Below are 18,179 nucleotides of genomic sequence, written 5' to 3'. Positions count from 1 at the left end.
TCCGCTCGCTATCGTCCATCGGGTCTGGTAGGTGAAGGGAATAATGAATCTTTTAGTTCAATTGATAACCCAAAGCGACTCCGCAGCAGAGATTGAATGGCAACGAATCCGAACCGCCGATAAATTCGTTGCTTTACATTCATTCGTTGCTGAAAAACCTGCGTTATTGCTTGGAAACAAGCAAGTAAAGGGTCGCCTTCCAAGAAACGCATTTTGGATAGAAGTTGAAATGGAAGGGACTAACGATGTCACTCTAGCCGGAAGGCATCAGCAGGGAGCATATAATGAAAATGATTTTGATGATTCTGATTCTTTCAGGAGTAACGGCCCGGGCCATGGAGCCGGCTGATCAGGTTTTGCAGAACTATCATGCCGCGATTCAGGTAGAAATTATTGAGAACTATCCCGACTTTTCGCGGGATCAAATCCATCAAAAAATGATTAAACTTGGCAACACGCACCTGCTGGCAAACAAGGAAAAGCTTCATCCGCGGGCGGTTCAGCGCTTTCAGGCGCTGCCCATCTTTGCCCCGATTAATCTAAAAAAGCAAACCCAGCTGGCCTGGGTTGAGCGGAGTTCCTTGCTGGCCGACGGGATGCTTGAACCGGAGCTGGCCAAGCGGCCGATGGATCAGGTATTAGTCTTCTTTTCCCCGGAAAGTCTTGGATCGGAGCTCCACCGCTACAGCTACGCCCCGGCCTGGTGGGATGCCCTTGCCGCCGCCAAAGACATGAAGAAAATGATCATGCGGCGGGGGCTCGATGGAGACGATATCAGCGAACGCGAGCATGTTGAACAGTATGCACCGGATCTGGTGTATCGGATGAACAGCGATGCCGAGCGGCCCATCATTGCCTTCTTCAACGGACAGGAGCTGCTGGTGCTGGAGCTGCGCTATCATACCACCGGGCAATATACCCTGGAGGCCATCAAATGGGTGCTCTTGCCGCCGGCCGAACTGAAATACCACCGCAACTCGCAGCAGAAGAAATGAACCACCTGAAAGCGAAGCGATAAATAATTTCCGAAGGAAATAATGCCCGGGGCATGATTCAATTCTCACTAATCGACACTAATAATTTTTCCAACCAGGATTAGTGAGAATCAGTGCAGATTAGTGGTTAAAAATCTTCATCAGCAGGTGAGCGCGGACGCCCCGAGTTCCATACATTGGAAAAACAGCTCAAAGACGAGTTGCATGCGTTTATGAATCCGAAGGATTCTTAACCTTTCATGCGAGATTATTCACAAGACTATTGATAACAGGACGATTTAAATTTTGTTGTGCTACTCACTGTGTTGAAAAAACAGTCTTGTTATCCATCGTCCTGTAATCCCTTCGTGCCCATCATTTTCACCACCCGGTTGAGTTTCGCATACGCTCACTCTCTACGCTGCGCTTGTCACTGGAGACTCGGAGGAACGGAGATTCTTATTGCTCCGTGCCTCAGTGCCTCCGTGGTAAAACTATTCACTCACAAGGATGGCGGTTTGCCCCTTCTCTAGCTGAAGATTAAAAACCTGATCGCCGTGGTTGTTTCGACTGGTCTGGGCAGGCTTTTTCTTCCCGTCAACAAACAACTTGAAGGTGCCGCTGAAGGGCACTTCCACCCGGCATGGATGGCCGGCCTCGCTCACAATCCGAACCGACTTGAGCTGGCCTTCCTTCTTTTGCGCCGACACCAAAAACGCGCCTTCTGCCCGCAGGTTATCAAAGCGAACATCCTTCCAGCTCTCAGGGATGGCGGGGAGAATACGAATGCAGTATTCGGACGGATCAAACGACCAGCTCTGGAGCAGCATTTCGCCGACGGACCACATGCCGCTGAGCGCGCTTTCGATAGCCACACCGGCACCGGCGAAGTGCGTATTCGGCGTCAGCTTGTTCGGAATCCCGTAATCGAGAATTTCTGCGGCAGCATCGCCGTCGCGCAACCAGGCGCGCATGGCCGCCTCGCCGCTGACGGAAAAGAAATTCCGACCGGTTGGCCAATAGCTCGCCCAGTTGTCGACCGACTTTTCAAACAAGGCGGCGCCTTCGGGTGACTCCGGATCGATCACACATAACGGGAAAAAGGCCAGCAAGTGTGAATAGTGGCGGTGGCCCTGAATGAACGGCGTATCGGAACCGACCATTAGGCCGGTTTCGTCGATCGGCAACGGCGAGAGCTTCGCCTGCACCTCGCTCCAGCGGGCGGCCTGCGGATCGCTCAGGTTGAACTTTTCATTCAGATGCTGGAGAATCTTCAGATTCCACATTAAGGTGGAAATAGCATAGTGCGAGTCTTCCACCATCGCGTTGCCGTTCTTGCCCGGATATTCCGGAGAGATGTCTTTCGGGAAGTGATAGAACCCGTCGTCTTTCATCGTCAGCGCATTAATGCTCAGGTTTGCAGATCCTTTCAGCAGAGTAAACAGCTGGTTTTTCATCAACTCTTCGTTGCCGCTGTAGCGGCAGTACAGCCAGTAGTCGTGCAGCGCCCACGGAAGATTCCCGAATTCCTTGCGAAAGCTGGTATAGCCATAGACGTCCTGCATCCGGCCCAGCCCCATCGCTCCATTGGCCTTCCATTCTGTCGGAACAGCATCCCGCAGGATCTGATGATTGCTGTTAAACAAATTGATGAAAGGCTCGCACAGCTCCAGGTGATTGGCGGTCAGCGGGCAAAGATAGGCGATCTGAATATTGAGGTTGTTCCAAACGCGCACCCAGGCGGATGCGCCCGGCCAGGGGCCGAGCTCGTCGAGCACCACGCCGTCGGAGCGGGTGGCCGCCCCAATCTTATAAATCTGGCGCCAGTAATAGCCCTCGATGACTTCATCGGGAAGCGAAACATAGCTCTTCGCATAATACTGTTTCCACCAAGACTGATGGCGTTTGACCTGAGCATCAAACGCTTCACTCCATGCGTTGTGGATCATCTGAACGGCTTCGTCGCTGTTGGGCGCCCCCTCGCGGTACGGAAGCAGCGTGTAGGCCATCAGAGAAGATCGCTTGCCGGTTTCTTTCAGCCCCCAGGCCACCACAAAACCGCCGCCGTCTTTGTACGGTTGCACCACCCACTCCACGCCTTTGGTTTTTCCGCGTGTCGATTCCGGGTGCGGGCTGGCCTTACGGTCTTTCTTCAATTCCTCAACAATCGGATCATAGACCGGAGCGGAAAAATCGCGAACCGGATGCTTCTTCAGCCCGAACTTCGGCCCCAGTGTCTTAATGGCATCACGCAGCACACCCGGCAGGATGCAGGGTAGCTGACTGAAGTCCACGCTGACCTTTTCCTTGCCTTCAACCCGGAACTCAACCAGCCCGACCATTTTGTCGTACGGGATGATCGAACGGCTGTGGATCACGCCTTGATCGGTTTCAATGCGCGAGGAAACCTCGGCCGTGTACAACGACTGATGCATGGTGGAGCTCTTCGGCGTTCCTTTCGGCTTCAGCAGCAACTTCCCGATCAGTGTCCGGCTCGAAAGTCCCGGCCCGGTGAGGTACACATCATTGCGACCCAGCTCCCAGCGAAGCGTTTCTCCCTTGCTCGCCCAGATACTGGCGCCGAGCATACCGTTGCCGATAAAGGAGCCGGTCTCCCGTGTGGTCGGAATGGAATCCCAAATAAAATCATGTTTTGAAATCGTCGCCTTGTGATCCGCCGGAGCCGCAGAGGCCGAAACGGCCAGCAGACTCAGCCCCGCCACACACCGCTGCAGCACTCGTGCGTTTTTTTTAATTAAAACCGTCATCATTCTCTTCTCCATTATACTTGTTCTATTGATTAAAATTCAGAAACGCTCTACTTCCGCTTCATCTGTTTCTGCATCGGCTCCCATTCCTCAAGCGCCGTCATGAGACGTGCCGCAACCTCCGGATGCGAGCTCGTTAAATTGATGCACTCGGCCGGATCTTTTTCGACGTTGTAGAGCTCTGCATGCCCATCCGCCATCCAGTAGATCAACTTGTACGGCCCCTGGCGCGCGGCCACGGAGGGCTTGTGCCCCAACCCGTGTTTATTGGGATATGCCCAGTACAGCGTCCGATCCAACGGCATCAAGGCGCCTTTGATCGCAGGCAGAATACTCTGCCCATCCAGATGCTGTTCTGGCATCGAATCCAGCCCGAGCCCCTCCAGCATCGTCGGATAAAAATCGGTGTTCACCGTGACCGTTTCGTTCACAGAACCCGCCGCCGCACACCCGGGCCATTTGATCAGCAGCGGCACGCGCAGCCCGCCCTCATAGTTAAAGGATTTTCCAAAGCGATATGGCAGCGCCGAGCTCACCGCCAGCCCCTTGGTGGTTCCCATGCTGCCCTGATCGGAGGTAAACACCACCACCGTGCGATCCGCCACCCCCAGCTCCTGCAATTTATCCATCACCCGCCCGACGCTTTCGTCGACCGATTTGATTTGTGCAGCGAACTCGGCATTGCGTTGATTCGTCGCCATCCAGACCGTCTGATTCCCATGCGTTTCCTCTGCAAACTTTTGTTCCGGATCCGGCAGGGTTGCGAGCTTCTGCTTAAAATAGTCCACATGCTCTTTTTTGCCCTGGGCGCGGCGGTTGCCCTTGGCCCCGAGTTCACCAGCCGGCTTGTGCACATTGTAATAGGAAAAATAGAGCAGAAAAGATTCATCGCCGTGTTGGTCGAGAAAGTGCAGCGCCTTATCGGTCAGAACATCCGTCAAAAAGTCTCCGTCCTTTCCATCCTCAAGTCCCGGCACATCAAAAACAGACGGAACGCCCTTGTAGGGAAAATAATAATCCCCCGGCTGCCCTTTGGAATGCCCGGCGACATTATAATCGAAACCGTTGGATTGAACACTTTCCGCCGAGCCCATGTGCCACTTGCCTGTAAAATAGGTGGTGTAGCCAGCGTCCTTGAAAACCTTCGGCCAGATGACATTGCCCGCCACGGATCCGCCGACCGAGGTGCACCCCAACCGGGCGGGAAAGCGCCCGGTCATAATGGCGGAGCGCGACGGCCCGCAAACCGCATGCGACGCATAGGCATTGGCGAACTGAACGCCCTCTTTGGCGAGCCGATCAATATTCGGGGTCTCATGGAAATCGCTGCCGTAGCAAGCCAGATCCATCATCCCCAGATCATCCACCAGAAAAAAGACCACATTGGGTCGACCCGAATCTTGTTGAGCGGGCTCAGCCGCCGCAACGGCTGAAAAAGCAAGTAAGCCTGCCTGGAGCGCAATGGCGCTTATTCGGTTCATTACATTTTTAAACATTATCATATTCCTATCGTTAATTGATTTGGTTCAGAAGGTGGCGGCAGCGGGGTTCGAGTCCGGCGTTTTTGATGATTTCCAGAGCTCGTGGATCTGTCCAGGGGGGCGCCAACGGATCGATCACATTTTCTTCGAAAACGGAGGCGGTTCCTTTCAGATCAAACAGGGCCCCATTACTGAAGTTCCCTCTGGCAACGCTGTCATGGCAATCTTTCGACCAAAGCGAGATTGCATGGCCGTTGACCTCTTCGATCACGTTGTTTTCGATGGACCAGTAGGAGGCGCCTCCGTCGGGGTGTATACCATTCGCCTTGTTTTTACCCGGCTTGGCAATGCCGTGCGCCCGTGTCAGATAGTTTCCGCTGATCCTCGAATCCGGGGAATAACCCAGCGTATAGATATGCCCTCCGTCGTTCAGTTTTAAAAGGACATCATCAATTCGATTGTTGCAGATTCGGTTATTCCTCATCACATCAGATGGCGGGATTTTGGAATTCTTCCACCACCAACCGAAGCTTATTCCAGAGTAGGGAAATCCTTTGAGGTCATTGTGGGAGACATCGGTGTCGGCCACAAAATAGGCAACGATGCCGGGGGCTTGAATGTGCTCATAGCTGATGTGCCGCAGGACGTTGTTGCGAACAACCGATCCTTTGCACGGACCTTCCACGCCGTCGCCGAAAATTTCTCCATCGCCGATTTTGTAGTGCTGCGGATGTCCGAGGTTCAACGCAGAGGCTTCGATATACTGAAAAATATTTTCTTTCACGTGACAATCGACGGTGTCGTTCAGAAAGCTCAGGCCGATGCCGGTCAGGTTTTCGAAGCGGCATTGGGTGAAGTTTATTCCTTCGGCGCTGCTGACTTCAATGGCTGCATCCATTGGACGGGTCATATTGTATTCGCTCTTGTGCCAGTTTCCGTCTTGGCGGTATTTCACGGTCATGGCGGTGGCCTGAATCGTTCCGCATCCCTTTTTACCACGTTCCATAAGGAGGAAGTTGTTATGCTTAAAGGCGATCCCGGAGAACGAGATGTTGCTGACGCGTTCGTCTGTGGATGTGCCGGTGAGGGTGATGAGTTTCTCAAGAATCGGCGCGACGACGTTCGCGGTGGCGAGATCTTCTTCGGCGCGTTTATAGTAATAGAGGGTCTTTGTCTTTTTGTTGAAATAGAACTCTCCGGCTTCGTCCAGCAGCTCAAAAGCGTTGACTGCCTGCCACGGATGGGAGGGTGTACGTCTTCCCCACTTCTGTCCTTGGACGAGGGCAAATCCGGGCTGAACCATTTTAGCAATGGTGAAGTCCCCCTCTTGAAAAATGTCTTTCACCGCTGCGCGTTGCCGGCACCAAGTGGAGGGCTGAGAGACCAGTTCGATGTCTTCGGGGTTTTGATACAGCCCGAATTCGCTGCTCTTGAATTTGATGCCCATCGGCTGGCTGCCGGGGGTCTGGGCCCAGGGCTCCTTGCCGGTAATGACAAATTCACCCCAACCGCCCTGGCCCTTGACCAATACGCCGCGCGCCATGCTGGCCGGGATGCCGTTGACATACAGCGCGCGCAGTTTTAGGTCATAATCCAGTTGGGCTTTGTAGATGCTGCCCGCGTGTTGCGTCCAGCCCGTCACTTTGCGGCCGCCGCTGATCACCGGGGTCTCGTCTGGGTAGGCCTTATAGATAATTCGATGCCCGTTGCGCGCGGAGTCGGCCGGAGCGAACGCGAGCGGCTTCGTGAGGGGATACACGCCCCCTCGCAGAATCACGACAAGGTCCCCCGTCATATTCGCGGTGAGTGTACGGACGGTCTCTTGCACCTTTTCCAAGGATAGGAAGGGCTGGGCGAGGGTTCCGTTGTTGGCATCGTTCCCGGCGGGTGAAACATAGAACTCGGTCTGAGCGGCCAGCGATGAAAGCGACAGGCCCAGAATGAGCACAAGAGCTCGTGGTGTTTTATGCATGGGGAAGTTCCCTTTTTATTTTATCGATTGGCGGTTTGCGGCTTCTTTCCAATCTTTCGCCGAGGTCCATGCGGGATCGCTATAGGTCGGGGTGATCAGTTTAACCGGCGATGTTTTTGCTTCATTGAGATAGGCCTCCATAGCCCGCTTCATGGATTGCTCGAGTTCCACCATCGTGCCGATGAGGTTATTGGCTTCCACGCGATCCGACTGCAGGTCATACAGCTGAAAGGTCGGCTCCGGATTTTTCCTGGAAGCGCCCCGAATCAGTTTCCAGCGGCCATTGCGGATCATGGCATTTTTCCGGATGTTGGAGGTGAAGAACAGATCTCGATGGGGCAACGGGGTATTGCTGCGGAGTGCGTCCAATACGCTGATCCCGTTATAGCTCAGCGAATCCGTCACCTTGGGCAGCGGGATGCCGGCTGCATCGCAAAAGGTCGGCAGCAAATCGACCTGATGCATCACCTGGGAGCGTTCTTCGCCGGCCGGGATGCGGCCTTCCCAGACGAACAAGGAGGGCATGCAGATGCCGCCGTTCATGAGCGACATCTTGCCCTCTCTGAAGGGAGCATTGATCTCGGGCAGGTTGGCAATTTTCAAGTGTCCGCCGTTATCCGATGTGAATGCGATCAGGGTGTTTTCATAGACGCCGGCTTCTTTCAGCGCGGCAACAATTTTACCCACCTGTTCATCCATGTGGGTGATCATGGCGCAATATTGCTGAAGGTTTTTATTTTCTTCCGGATCGCCAACGTATTTTCGGTTTTCATAATCCTTCATGATATGAGGTGGTGGGAGCTCGATCGGCGAGTGCGGAACATCGAACCAGACGTTTAAGAAAAAGGGTTGTTCGCTGCCTTGTCGGCTCCGGATATACTCGCAGGAATAATCGCCTTTGGCGGTGGTCCAATGGCCGTCGTAGGGCGGAATCCGATCGTTATCGCGGTAGAGGTAGCGCGTGCAGTTGACATAGATCCCGCCGCCATCTTGGGTGGAGAGCATGCGGAAAGACTGATCCTCCATCATCACGACGCTGGTATCAAAGCCGTGCTCGAGCGGGCCGTCGGTGATTTTTTTGCCGGCTTTCCGGGCGTCAAATTCTTCCGGCTTGTTAATGCCGCCGAGGTGCCATTTTCCGATATGTGCGCAGTGGTAGCCGTTGTCATGCAGAACGGCCGGCAGGTAATCGCGACGTGCCGGGAGATAGCGGCCATCCTTTTTCAAGATCGCAAACGGAATGTCCACCCGCAGCGGGAATCGCCCGGTGATCACCGCGGCCCGAGAGGGCGAGCAGGTGGCCGAGCCGGAAAAGAGCTGTGTGCAATTCACCCCGCGCGCAGCCAGTTGATCAATGTTCGGAGTGGAGGTATGCTGGGCCCCGTTGATTCCAACGGAGCCAAAGCCGAGGTCATCGCAAAAGAGAAAGACAATATTCGGCTTCTGTTCCGAACGCGCCTCTGCAAATGCGGGCACGCAACACAACGCCATCAAACCAACGATAACCTTTTTCCTCATGACTCCCCTTCTCGCTTTCGCGCAAACATATTTTCCAAATCAACAATGTATTTTACGGCCGCCGCCTCGACTACCTTGTCGCGCGGCCTTCTCCGACGATCGAAACTTTCGGCGTGGTTCGGTAATCGATTTCGCGCTCCAGCGGCTGCGGCTCGCCCGGCGTGCTGCGCCCGCTTTTCGTAATGCCGTCAATTAACTCAATAAGGCCCGAGACGACCTCCGGTTTGGCGCCCAGCAGGTCCGTGGCTTCTGACTGGTCCTCCTTCATGTTATAGAGTTCAAGCGGAGGAATAATATCCGACTTAGGCCCTGAGCCCGGGAAGAGCAGTTTCCAGTCACCCTGACGAATAGCGAAATTTCCTTTCATGGAATGGTGTACGACCTGGTCGCGCAATCCCTTCTCTCCACGGATGGCGGGCAGCATGCTCAGGCTGTCCTCCCCGACGTTGTCGGGGTAGTCGGCATCCAGCAGATCGGCGAAGGTCGCCATCAAATCGGTTAAACAAACGATCTGATCACTCGTCGTCCCTGCCTTTACGCCCCCCTGAGGCCAGCGCAGAATGAACGGCACCCGGTGCCCCCCCTCGTACAATTGGGCCTTGTGACCACGGTTGATGCCGCCGGGGTAATGTCCCAGCTCCTCAAAGGTCTTGCCATCGGCCCGCGCATCTCGGTTCACATTGCCGCCGGCCGGCGCGAAGCCATTGTCGGCGGAGAACAACACCATGGTGTCATCGAGGATGCTGTTTTTCTTCAGTGCGCGAATCACTTCGCCGACGGCCCAATCGGTCTCCATCACAAAGTCGCCATAGATACCCAATTTACTTTTTCCGACCCATTCGGCGGATGGAACAACCGGCAGGTGTGGCGAATTAAATGCTACATACAGCAAAAAGGGCTGATCCGTAGCGCTCAGGCTGTCCACCTGCTTCACCGCCTGCTCGGCCAGTGTTTTCAGCACCAGGCTTGATGCGCAGTTTTTGACTATCGTGTCGTTCTCAACATGCGTATTGAGGTCCCCTGAAGTATTGTACCCGTAGAAATAGTCAAATCCGTGGAAAAAGGGCGTATTTTTATGCCTTGTTCCAACGCCCGGAAGCGTCGGCCGATGCGTATCGGTACCGAACGCCGCTTTGGCATCGAATGGCGCGGCCTTCGGCCCGCCGCTGGAAAAGCCAAGATGCCACTTTCCAATGTAGCTGGTCCGATACCCCTGTTCCTTCATGAACCCCCCGATGGTCTGGCGGCCGGGCGCAATCATGCAGTTCCCATAGATCGTCGGTCCGCGTCCAACCCCTTCGGTTCGCAGCGTCCGCCAAGAGTAGCGCCCGGTCATCAGGGCATAGCGCGAGGGAGTGCAGACCGAGGCGCCGGAATGGCCGTCGGTAAAAGTCATGCCCTCATGCACAAGCCGGTCCAGGTTCGGGGTCGGCACAATGCACCGATCCGGATTGAGCGCCTGCACCTCGCCATAGCCCATGTCGTCCGCCAAAATAATGACAATGTTCGGTTTCTGCCCCGAACGCGCTTCTGCGAATACGGACACGCAACACAACGTCAACAAACCAACGATAACCTGTTTCTTCATGACTACCCTTCTCGCTTTCGCGCAAACATGTTTTCAAAATCAACCACGTATTCCATATCCATCGCCTTGATACATAGCCGGCTGCGGCGAGAAACCATAGGTTGCAAGCACATACGCATAATACGCATCCCAAGTCGCAACGGCCTCGTCGTTACCATATAAATTGGCGACATCGACGTAGCCCACATAGGCCCCGTTGTTGAGCATCGCCGTATTCACAGCCGACTGATTGTTAGGAAACCGCGCGCGCCAAAGCCACGGCTTATGGGCCTGCGGATTATCCGGAACCTGCAACGAGGCTGCATGCCCGTTGATGGTAAAATCATGCTGAACCACCGCGCTGGCTTGGAGCGCCATCACGGCAAGCAACAGCAGCATCCGCATACTCGTAAAAACCCATTTCTGCTTCATTGAGCGCACCTTTGCTTTTTCTATATTATATATCTATATCACTATCACACACCGTATTCGTTTATTCAACTTCGATTTCCGGCGCAGGATGAATATGCGCTTCGATCCTGGCGGCATTCCCCGGGTTAGCCGTCTTCCAGACATTGAGCTTTTCTCCGGATGGGCTACGGAAAGCAAAATAGATGGCCGAGGCCGCAAGCAGCACAACGGTGGATAGAAACTTATAATTCATCAGCCCTTTGCACCGGGAATCCGTAATGGCGTCAATGGCGAATCCCAGACGAGCTTCAGATTTTCTTCGGTGTTGGTATCTTTATCCAGCAGCGAAACCACAATCATGATCAGGATGCAGACAGACCGCGCCACAACCGACCGTGATGATCATCAGCACGTAGTCGATCAAGATTCCAAAACCCAAAAATTCAACATCTCTATTTCCCGCCCCCGCAATCAACATAGATATGACCTTAAAACACTAAAATCATTAGCCACAAAAGACCGTAGAGATCACAAAGAAATGTTCTGTTTGCTTTTGCGTCCTTTGCGCTCTTTTGTGGCAATCCCTCATTACTGATGGAACTCAATATTTACTCGCCTGAGCAATAATCAAGCAACACCGCTCCTTGCCCCTATCCGGCATATCGCTCCGCTTCTTCCATTACAATCAGCGACCACTCCCACAGCCGCTGCGGCTGATGGCGCACGGTGGAAATATCCTTCATGATCAGCTCAACATGGCTTTGCCCTTCGGTCAGGTCCAAGAACTCGCGGATCTGCTGACGCGCCTGCTCAGGGCGCCAGGTGTCTGTGGCAAGAATGGCCGGGCTGGGCTTGCGGCTAAGCACATAGTCCGAGCCGAGGCCTTCAATGATTTTAGCGGAGTTGCACCACGGGCTGACGGAAACCTTACGTAGGTTCGGGATGCGCCGCAGCAGGTCCATCTTGATGTCCAGAGGCTCGCAGCAGCCATAATAATTCACGCCCCAGCGTTCCATCCAGCGCATGTCGTGGGCGACGGCAAAGTCCCAATGCATCTCGGGCGAGACGCTGGAAAAAATCTGGGCGTTGGAGCAACCCCACATGTTGAGCGGCTTTACGTGCGCCGAATCAAAATCACTGCCGGGGAGTTCGGATATATAGCCGTAACCTCCGGAACCCACCCGGATGTTATTGTTGTCGAGAGAAAGCAGCTTTTGCGCTTCGAGCTGATCAAGCTCCGTCATCCATGCATCGACCAGCCGATCAATACCCGCATGGTAGAGCTCCGGCTCTTCGTAGAGCCCGATCATGGCGTTTTCGATGCCGGTCCAGCGAATCAGAAAATCCCAGGGCGTAAACCAAATGTGGGTTTGGCCAACGGTCTTAACCGGCATAATATCCCCGAACACCTCGTTAAAGGCGTGCTGCTGAAATGCAGTGGCCGCTTCGTTATGCGTCACCTCCGGCATCTTGATCAGCTCCAGATCGGCAAGCTCTTCGATCTGTACGTTAAAGTGGCGCGACACCACATCGTTTTCATGGTCGGTTTCGGCAATGTCCGTATCTTCCCGGATTCCAAAGTCGGTGCTGTGAATCGCCTTGGGGCATTCGATCCACGGGTTCACCACCATGTCGCCGGGCAGATGGTTCCATTGATAGAGCTCACGGCGCAGCAGCAGCTCCTGTTCGCGCGCCCAGCCGCCTTCGCACCGGAGCGTCAGCTCGTCATCGACGTTCATTTCGTTCCAGCAAATCTCGTTGATCCAAACCATCGGCCGTTCGGATTTCAGATCGTTCATGGCGGTCCAGAGCCGCGCCTTTTCCTGATGCACCGGCAAGGCCCCTATTTCGGCTTTCTGCCCCGCCAGTTCGCGCAGGATTTCCTTATCCTGCGGAGCAACCTGAATTTCTTCGGCGACAACCATCGGGGTGTGATGACTTGGATCGTGCAGCATGATGACTTCCTTGTTTTTATGTTCAGACTAGTAGCTACTCAGTAAATATTTTCCTGTTCAGCGGTGACTCTTCAATTGCGTTAAATGACCGCTAAGACGCAAAGAAACAAAGGTTCCTATTCCTAGCGCCTTCGCGTCTTTGCGGTCATATCTCCTGCATTTGTTCCTTAAGGTGTACTAGTTTCCGCCGACCGGGGTTTTCCAGTCGGGTACGGTGTCGCCCTGCGGGGCGGGGTTGAATTTCCAATGCGGCGCCGGATCGGTTCCTCGGCAGCGGATGGCGCCGGAGGCCCAGTTGCTCTCCATCGGCATTACGCTCGGCGGGCAGTAGCGAATCGTCAGGCCGCAGCGCCGACGGTCGGATGTATTGGCATCGGAACCATGCGCGAGCATATCGGCGTGCATGGAAAACTGACCGGCCTTCAATTCGTTATAGACGGCCGCGCCCATCTGATCGGCGCCGCAGATTTCCTGATCAAGCACGGTGGCGGAAGCGGTTTTTTTCCACTCCAGATGGCCTTCGTTGTGGGTGGCGGGAATAAACTTCATGGCCGCGTTTTCCCGGTCGGCATCGTCGATCGCCAGCCAGACGGTCACGGTTCGCGACGGCGTGAGCGGCCAGTAGGATGCATCCTGATGCCACGGCACAATCTTCGGGTCGCCGGGATCCTTGCAGAAATAGTGCGTGGCCCAGCAAATGATTTCGGGGCCCAGCAAATCCTCGACATAATCGAGGATGACGGGATTCATTGCCAGATTGTAGATGCTTTCGCAATGAATCTGAAAGCCGTTAAGCGCATAGCTGTCGGCATCGCCCCGCACCGCCTTGACCTGCTCCAACAAATGGTCAAAACCTGCGCGGTTGGCATCCGCCTCTTCGGTAGAATACGCCGTGAACGGACTCAGATAGCCCTGCGCGTTGTAAAATTCTATTTGCTCCGCGGTCAGTTTTTTCGGAGCAGGGTTTTCCACCAATTGGAAAGATAGATCCTTTTCAGACGGGTTGCTTTCTATGTCCATGATTGCACCGATGCCGGCATCGCTATGGCCGGCTCCTTTATTTTATTGATGGCAATTTGCTGCAATGCGGGCAAAATGTGAATGGACAAACCATCATATTTTTTTGTACTTTCCTGACTCATGGAACCGATCAACAGCATAGAAAACTCAGGGCGATACCAGTGGAAAAATATTTCGGAAGATCCGCTCTTTTCCCGAATCAGCGCCCACGTTTTCTGCGCATACCGCAGTGAACTCGGTAAAGAATGGGTACGTGGCTTTGCCAGAAACCCCTACGACCGCCTCTATTTCGTTGAGTCCGGCACCGCCGTGATCGCCACGCCCGAGCAAGTATTCCACCTTCAGAAAGGTTGTTGTTATCTGATTGCCAGCAATCTGCTCCATCGGCATGCCTGCACATCAAAGGTCGTCATCCACTGGTGCCATTTTCAAACCCTGCTCGATGGCGCCAGCGATCTTTTTCAGGAGATTGTTATTCCGATGGAGGCCTGCCCCGCCGGCCGCTCCGCCTATCTCGAAACCTTCCATTCATTGGAAAAAACCATGGACTGCCACGAACCGTGGTGCCACCTGCAGCGCACGTCCCTCCTGCTGCAGCTGATTCAACCCCACCTCAAAACTGCAAAGCCGCCCACCTCGAAGGCGATGGAAGGCCGCCGCCGGTTCTTTCCCGTGCTCAAACACATCGACGAACATTTGGATGAAACGATTCTGGTTGAGGACCTCGCTCGGCTAATGGGGCTGAATAAGGAATATTTTTCGCGCTTTTTCCATCGGCACTTTCACATCCCTCCGAAAAAATACATTCTGCAGAAACGGATCCAGCACGCCCAAAAGCTGCTGTGCCATACCGGTTTGCAGGCGCAGGAGATCGCCCTCCGTTGCGGCTTCAACGATCCCTATCATTTTTCCAAAAGCTTCAAAAACGTGGCAGGCATCCCCCCCTCGGAATATCGTCGCCTCTACCTGCAGCAAGGCATGTAGCCCGCATTTCTTAAAGAAATGAGGGAATCCCTAAATCCGAAACACCCAAGTCCGAAAGCATCAAAGCGATGCTCTAGTCAGGAATACGCAAAAGATTGTCCAAATTAGTCCATCTGCAACGGCTTATTATGATGTTATGGTAGTGTTATATATTTAATGTGATATAAATTTATCGCTATCTAGAATCATGGGAATGAGCCCGAACACTCGCGCTTGGGAGTTAAGGACAGATGAGAAGAACGAACACATTGATCATGACGGCTCTACTAGCCTCGGCATGTGCACATGCCGCAACCACCGCACCACGGCAGCACTTGGTGATCCAGAGCGGTCAGTCCAATATGGTGAAACTTCATAGGCTGTGCGCCCCGGATATGCCCATGCGTGCAAAGCTGGAAGCGCAGTTTCCAAACGACGATTTTTTATTCATCGACAATGCTTGGGGCGGAAAACCGATCCGCATGTGGGTTCGGGATCCTTCGAATCCGGTTGCTCCAGACAGCGAACTCTACGGGGTATGGAAGAAACCGGCCTACTCCGGCGTGTTTTTCGACAACCTCACGGTTGAGGTCGATGCCATCGACCTCGAAACGACTGATACGGTCACGTTTATCTTCACGCAGGGCGAATCGGATGCCGCGCGGGAAATGCAGGCAGTTTATGAAGCAAGATTGACGGCACTGCTCTCTCAGGTTGAAGAGCTGTTTCCGGGGAAACCGGTCCGCTTCGTTATTGTGCAGCTTGGAGCACTTCCCGTCATCAAGCCCGAGCGCAAACCCCACTGGCAGGAAATACGTGATGCCCAGGCCGCAGTCGCTGCGTCAAAACCCAACACCGTGCTGCTGAAGGCGGAGGGGTTGGAACGAGAAGCCGTAGACGACATCCATTATACAGAAGCTTCCCTGCGCACCATGGAGCAACAGTATGTTGATGCCACAGCAGAATTTATTTCAGCAACCGGCGATAAATAATTAGAGGAATACACGGAATGAACAACAAATACAGAAGCATACAGATTGCAACAGCAGTCTTCGTATTGGGAACAGTTGGAGCGATGGCTAAACCGGCCGACCAACAACCGGCAGAGAAAAAACCGCTTTCGCGGGTGGAACAGGCCAAGCTCAGCGGCACGAAACCGCTTTTGGAGGAAACCGTTCAGTTTACCGGATTGCGCACACCGCCCTCCAAAAAATATTGCCTCTGGTACGACAAGCCGAGCCATTCCTGGAGCGACGCCCTGCCGGTCGGAAACGGGCGGTTGGCCGCGATGGTCTACGGCGGCATCAAATCTGAAATCCTGACGTTGGGCGAGGACACCCTCTGGGGCGGCCCGCCGAAGGTGATTGAGATGCCGGACTCGATCGAGGGCATCAAGGAGGCGCGTAAGCTTTGTTTTGAGGGCAAGATTCCAGAAGCAGAGAAGGTCCTTCTCTCAAAGATTTTCCCTCCGGGCATCATTTCCAGCAGCTACCAGTTTTTGGGGCAAATCAATATGGAACTCGATATCAACGGGGAAATCACCGACTACCAGCGCGACATGGATATGAGCACGGCGGTTGCCTCGGTTTCCTATAACGTCGATGGCGTTCCCTTCTCGCGGGAGGTTTTCGTCTCGCCAGTCGATGACGTGATTGTGATCCGCCTCACCGCAGAAAAGCCGGGACTCATCACCGGAAAAATGGCCATCCTGCGCGATAACAAACGCAAGCTCGAGCAACTCGACGCCGTCAGCAGTTCACGACTGGTCATGAGCGGACAGTGCTATCAAGCAGTGCGCCCCAGAAACAAACAAATCTTTGATTATATTACCGAGAGCGATTGCGAAACGTTAGGCACCAAATATGCCGCGCACTACCAAGTGGTCTCGAAAGGCGGAACGGTTGCGACGGTTGAAGACCATCGCCTTGGCCATGCATTCCAATTCAAGGGATGCGATGAGGTGCTGATTTATGTCACCGCGGCCACCGACTATAACAAAAAAGATCCGTACGCACCGCTTTCGACGGATCTCAACGCAAAATGTGAAGCGATTCTTAAACAGGCGATGACGAAAAAGTTCCAAACCTTGGAAAACGATTCCGTTGCGGCTCATCGCGAGGCCTTTGCCCGGGTCGATCTGTCGCTGGGAAAATCTGATAAAGCCCACCTGCCGACCGATGAACGGATTCGGGCGGTTACCGATGAAACCCCCGACACGCAGCTCGAAGCGCTGCTCTACCAATACGCCCGCTACCTGCTGATCTGCTCTTCCCGCCCGGGAACGCAGACCATGGGGCTCCAGGGGCTCTGGAGCACCGGAACCAAAGCCCCGTGGAACGGGGACTACCACATTAACATTAACCAGCAGATGAACTATTGGCCGGCCGAAACGGGGAACCTTTCTGAATATCATGAGCCCTTCTTTGACATGATCGATGGGTTGCGACCCGTCGGGAAAAAGTTTGCCCGCGAGGCGCTTGGCTGCCGCGGGTTCATGGCCGCTCACACGACGGATCTCTATTATTACGTTTCCAACTTCGGCAAGTTAAAATACGGCATGTGGGTGGTCGGCGGCGCCTGGTGTTCCGCGCACATGATGGAGCACTACCGCTACACCGGCGACACCGGGTTTCTTCAGGAGCGCGCCTTCCCGGTCATCAAAGAGTGCGCCCTTTTCTTTCTCGACTGGCTGGTGGAAGATCCAGCCACTGGAAAACTGGTTTCCGGCCCGACCTGCTCACCCGAAAACAAGTTCAGCATCGAAGGAACGGGAGTTGGCGGACAGGTCAGCATGGGCCCGGCGATGGATCAGGAAATTATCTGGGAAACCTTCACGAACTATTTGGAAGCGCTCGACGAACTGGGGATTCAGGATGAGCTGGCCGACGATGTTCGCAAGGCGCTCGCCAAGCTAGACCCACCCAAAATCGGCAAGAACGGCCGCATTCTGGAATGGAGCAAGGAGGCGTTTCTGGAAATGGAATTGGGCCACCGCCATGTCTCGCATCTCTATGCCGTCTATCCCGGCTTCCAGTTTTCCTGGAACAAAACCCCGGAGCTGATGGAAGCCGCCAAGAAGTCGCTGGAATTCCGCCTCGCCAACGCCGGCGGACAAACGGGATGGAGCCGCGCCTGGACCATCAACTTCTGGGCGCGCTTTCTCGACGGCAACAAGGCCCACGACAATCTCGTGGTGGCGCTCAAAAACAACTCCTACGACAATCTCTTCAACGTCAACCCGCCCTTCATCATCGACGGAAACTTTGGCTATGGCTCGGGAATCGCCGAGATGCTGCTGCAAAGCCATGCCGGCGAACTGCACCTGCTGCCGGCCCTGCCGTCGGTCTGGGCGGAAGGGTCTGTTTCCGGCCTGTGTGCGCGCGACGGATTTGAGGTTGATATGAAATGGAAATCCGGGAAAATCATAGCGGCCAAGGTTCGTTCGAAACTTGGAAAAGACTGCACGGTTCGGTTCGGCAACACGGTCAAAACCTTTAAAACCAAACCGGGGCAGGAATATGACCTAAAACCGGTTTTGGGGCTGTAAGGC

15 protein-coding genes are annotated in these 18,179 nt (G+C 54.3%); 5 read left to right on the top strand and 10 right to left on the bottom strand.

The genetic code is table 11. The features are described 5' to 3' along the window. Positions 1-43 precede the first annotated feature (43 nt). Positions 44-349 (top strand): hypothetical protein, encoded by a 306-nt coding sequence (locus tag SCARR_RS27970; protein WP_168432857.1) that lies wholly within the window; start codon positions 44-46, stop codon positions 347-349. Next, positions 285-995 (top strand): hypothetical protein, encoded by a 711-nt coding sequence (locus SCARR_RS00385; protein WP_136059567.1) that lies wholly within the window; start codon positions 285-287, stop codon positions 993-995. Before SCARR_RS27970 ends, SCARR_RS00385 begins: the two co-directional genes overlap by 65 nt. Before the next feature lie 473 nt (positions 996-1,468). On the opposite strand, the gene SCARR_RS00380 is transcribed toward SCARR_RS00385, so the two are convergent. From SCARR_RS00380 to SCARR_RS00345, 10 genes are all read right to left on the bottom strand, one after another. After that, a complete protein-coding gene (locus tag SCARR_RS00380) occupies positions 1,469-3,745 on the bottom strand; it encodes a glycosyl hydrolase family 95 catalytic domain-containing protein (RefSeq protein ID WP_136059566.1) in 2,277 nt (758 codons plus the stop codon). Positions 3,746-3,792: 47 nt separating this feature from the next. After that, a complete protein-coding gene (locus SCARR_RS00375; protein ID WP_168432856.1) occupies positions 3,793-5,238 on the bottom strand; it encodes a sulfatase in 1,446 nt (481 codons plus the stop codon). Positions 5,239-5,254: 16 nt separating this feature from the next. Further along, positions 5,255-7,195 (bottom strand): right-handed parallel beta-helix repeat-containing protein, encoded by a 1,941-nt coding sequence (locus SCARR_RS00370; protein WP_136059564.1) that lies wholly within the window; start codon positions 7,193-7,195, stop codon positions 5,255-5,257. A 15-nt stretch (positions 7,196-7,210) separates the two neighbouring features. Then, positions 7,211-8,713 (bottom strand): sulfatase family protein, encoded by a 1,503-nt coding sequence (locus SCARR_RS00365; RefSeq protein WP_136059563.1) that lies wholly within the window; start codon positions 8,711-8,713, stop codon positions 7,211-7,213. 70 nt (positions 8,714-8,783) lie between these two features. After that, positions 8,784-10,301 (bottom strand): sulfatase family protein, encoded by a 1,518-nt coding sequence (locus tag SCARR_RS00360; RefSeq protein WP_136059562.1) that lies wholly within the window; start codon positions 10,299-10,301, stop codon positions 8,784-8,786. A 39-nt stretch (positions 10,302-10,340) separates the two neighbouring features. Continuing rightward, on the bottom strand, positions 10,341-10,712 hold the full coding sequence (locus SCARR_RS00355) for a hypothetical protein (RefSeq protein ID WP_136059561.1): 372 nt from the start codon (positions 10,710-10,712) through the stop codon (positions 10,341-10,343). A 61-nt stretch (positions 10,713-10,773) separates the two neighbouring features. After that, positions 10,774-10,944 carry a hypothetical protein gene (locus tag SCARR_RS27965; protein WP_168432855.1) on the bottom strand — a complete coding sequence of 57 codons (171 nt, stop codon included), beginning with the start codon at positions 10,942-10,944 and terminating at the stop codon, positions 10,774-10,776. Further along, the gene (locus SCARR_RS29000) at positions 10,944-11,078 is read right to left on the bottom strand and encodes a hypothetical protein (protein ID WP_281281076.1); all 135 of its coding nucleotides are present in this window, start codon (positions 11,076-11,078) and stop codon (positions 10,944-10,946) included. The genes SCARR_RS27965 and SCARR_RS29000 overlap by 1 nt, the downstream gene beginning before the upstream one ends. Positions 11,079-11,341: 263 nt before the next feature. Continuing rightward, entirely contained in the window at positions 11,342-12,646 is a 1,305-nt protein-coding gene (locus SCARR_RS00350; RefSeq protein WP_136059560.1) for a hypothetical protein, read from the bottom strand. A 177-nt stretch (positions 12,647-12,823) separates the two neighbouring features. After that, a complete protein-coding gene (locus tag SCARR_RS00345) occupies positions 12,824-13,666 on the bottom strand; it encodes a phytanoyl-CoA dioxygenase family protein (RefSeq protein ID WP_136059559.1) in 843 nt (280 codons plus the stop codon). 120 nt (positions 13,667-13,786) lie between these two features. On the opposite strand from SCARR_RS00345, the gene SCARR_RS00340 reads away from it, so the two are divergent. The 3 genes from SCARR_RS00340 to SCARR_RS00330 all read left to right on the top strand — a co-directional run bounded on the left by SCARR_RS00340 (position 13,787) and on the right by SCARR_RS00330 (position 18,176). After that, positions 13,787-14,650: a helix-turn-helix transcriptional regulator gene (locus SCARR_RS00340; RefSeq protein WP_136059558.1), complete on the top strand. Its 864-nt coding sequence runs from the start codon at positions 13,787-13,789 to the stop codon at positions 14,648-14,650. Between the two features lie 230 nt (positions 14,651-14,880). Further along, the gene (locus SCARR_RS00335; RefSeq protein WP_136059557.1) at positions 14,881-15,621 is read left to right on the top strand and encodes a sialate O-acetylesterase; all 741 of its coding nucleotides are present in this window, start codon (positions 14,881-14,883) and stop codon (positions 15,619-15,621) included. A 17-nt stretch (positions 15,622-15,638) separates the two neighbouring features. Beyond that, a complete protein-coding gene (locus SCARR_RS00330; RefSeq protein WP_136059556.1) occupies positions 15,639-18,176 on the top strand; it encodes a glycoside hydrolase family 95 protein in 2,538 nt (845 codons plus the stop codon). Positions 18,177-18,179 lie beyond the last annotated feature (3 nt).

It is taken from the genome of Pontiella sulfatireligans, from assembly GCF_900890705.1.
Lineage (GTDB): Bacteria > Verrucomicrobiota > Kiritimatiellia > Kiritimatiellales > Pontiellaceae > Pontiella > Pontiella sulfatireligans.
This window is presented reverse-complemented; position numbering and strand designations above follow the sequence as displayed.

Coding starts and splice junctions, on each gene's coding strand:
- SCARR_RS00360 (WP_136059562.1), bottom strand. CDS start 10,301: ATGAAGAAACAGGTTATCGTTGGTTTGTTGACGTTGTGTTGCGTGTCC.
- SCARR_RS00335 (WP_136059557.1), top strand. CDS start 14,881: ATGAGAAGAACGAACACATTGATCATGACGGCTCTACTAGCCTCGGCA.
- SCARR_RS00340 (WP_136059558.1), top strand. CDS start 13,787: ATGGAACCGATCAACAGCATAGAAAACTCAGGGCGATACCAGTGGAAA.
- SCARR_RS00380 (WP_136059566.1), bottom strand. CDS start 3,745: ATGATGACGGTTTTAATTAAAAAAAACGCACGAGTGCTGCAGCGGTGT.
- SCARR_RS27965 (WP_168432855.1), bottom strand. CDS start 10,944: ATGAATTATAAGTTTCTATCCACCGTTGTGCTGCTTGCGGCCTCGGCC.
- SCARR_RS00345 (WP_136059559.1), bottom strand. CDS start 13,666: ATGGACATAGAAAGCAACCCGTCTGAAAAGGATCTATCTTTCCAATTG.
- SCARR_RS00330 (WP_136059556.1), top strand. CDS start 15,639: ATGAACAACAAATACAGAAGCATACAGATTGCAACAGCAGTCTTCGTA.
- SCARR_RS27970 (WP_168432857.1), top strand. CDS start 44: ATGAATCTTTTAGTTCAATTGATAACCCAAAGCGACTCCGCAGCAGAG.
- SCARR_RS00370 (WP_136059564.1), bottom strand. CDS start 7,195: ATGCATAAAACACCACGAGCTCTTGTGCTCATTCTGGGCCTGTCGCTT.
- SCARR_RS00350 (WP_136059560.1), bottom strand. CDS start 12,646: ATGCTGCACGATCCAAGTCATCACACCCCGATGGTTGTCGCCGAAGAA.
- SCARR_RS00355 (WP_136059561.1), bottom strand. CDS start 10,712: ATGAAGCAGAAATGGGTTTTTACGAGTATGCGGATGCTGCTGTTGCTT.
- SCARR_RS00375 (WP_168432856.1), bottom strand. CDS start 5,238: ATGTTTAAAAATGTAATGAACCGAATAAGCGCCATTGCGCTCCAGGCA.
- SCARR_RS00385 (WP_136059567.1), top strand. CDS start 285: ATGAAAATGATTTTGATGATTCTGATTCTTTCAGGAGTAACGGCCCGG.
- SCARR_RS00365 (WP_136059563.1), bottom strand. CDS start 8,713: ATGAGGAAAAAGGTTATCGTTGGTTTGATGGCGTTGTGTTGCGTGCCC.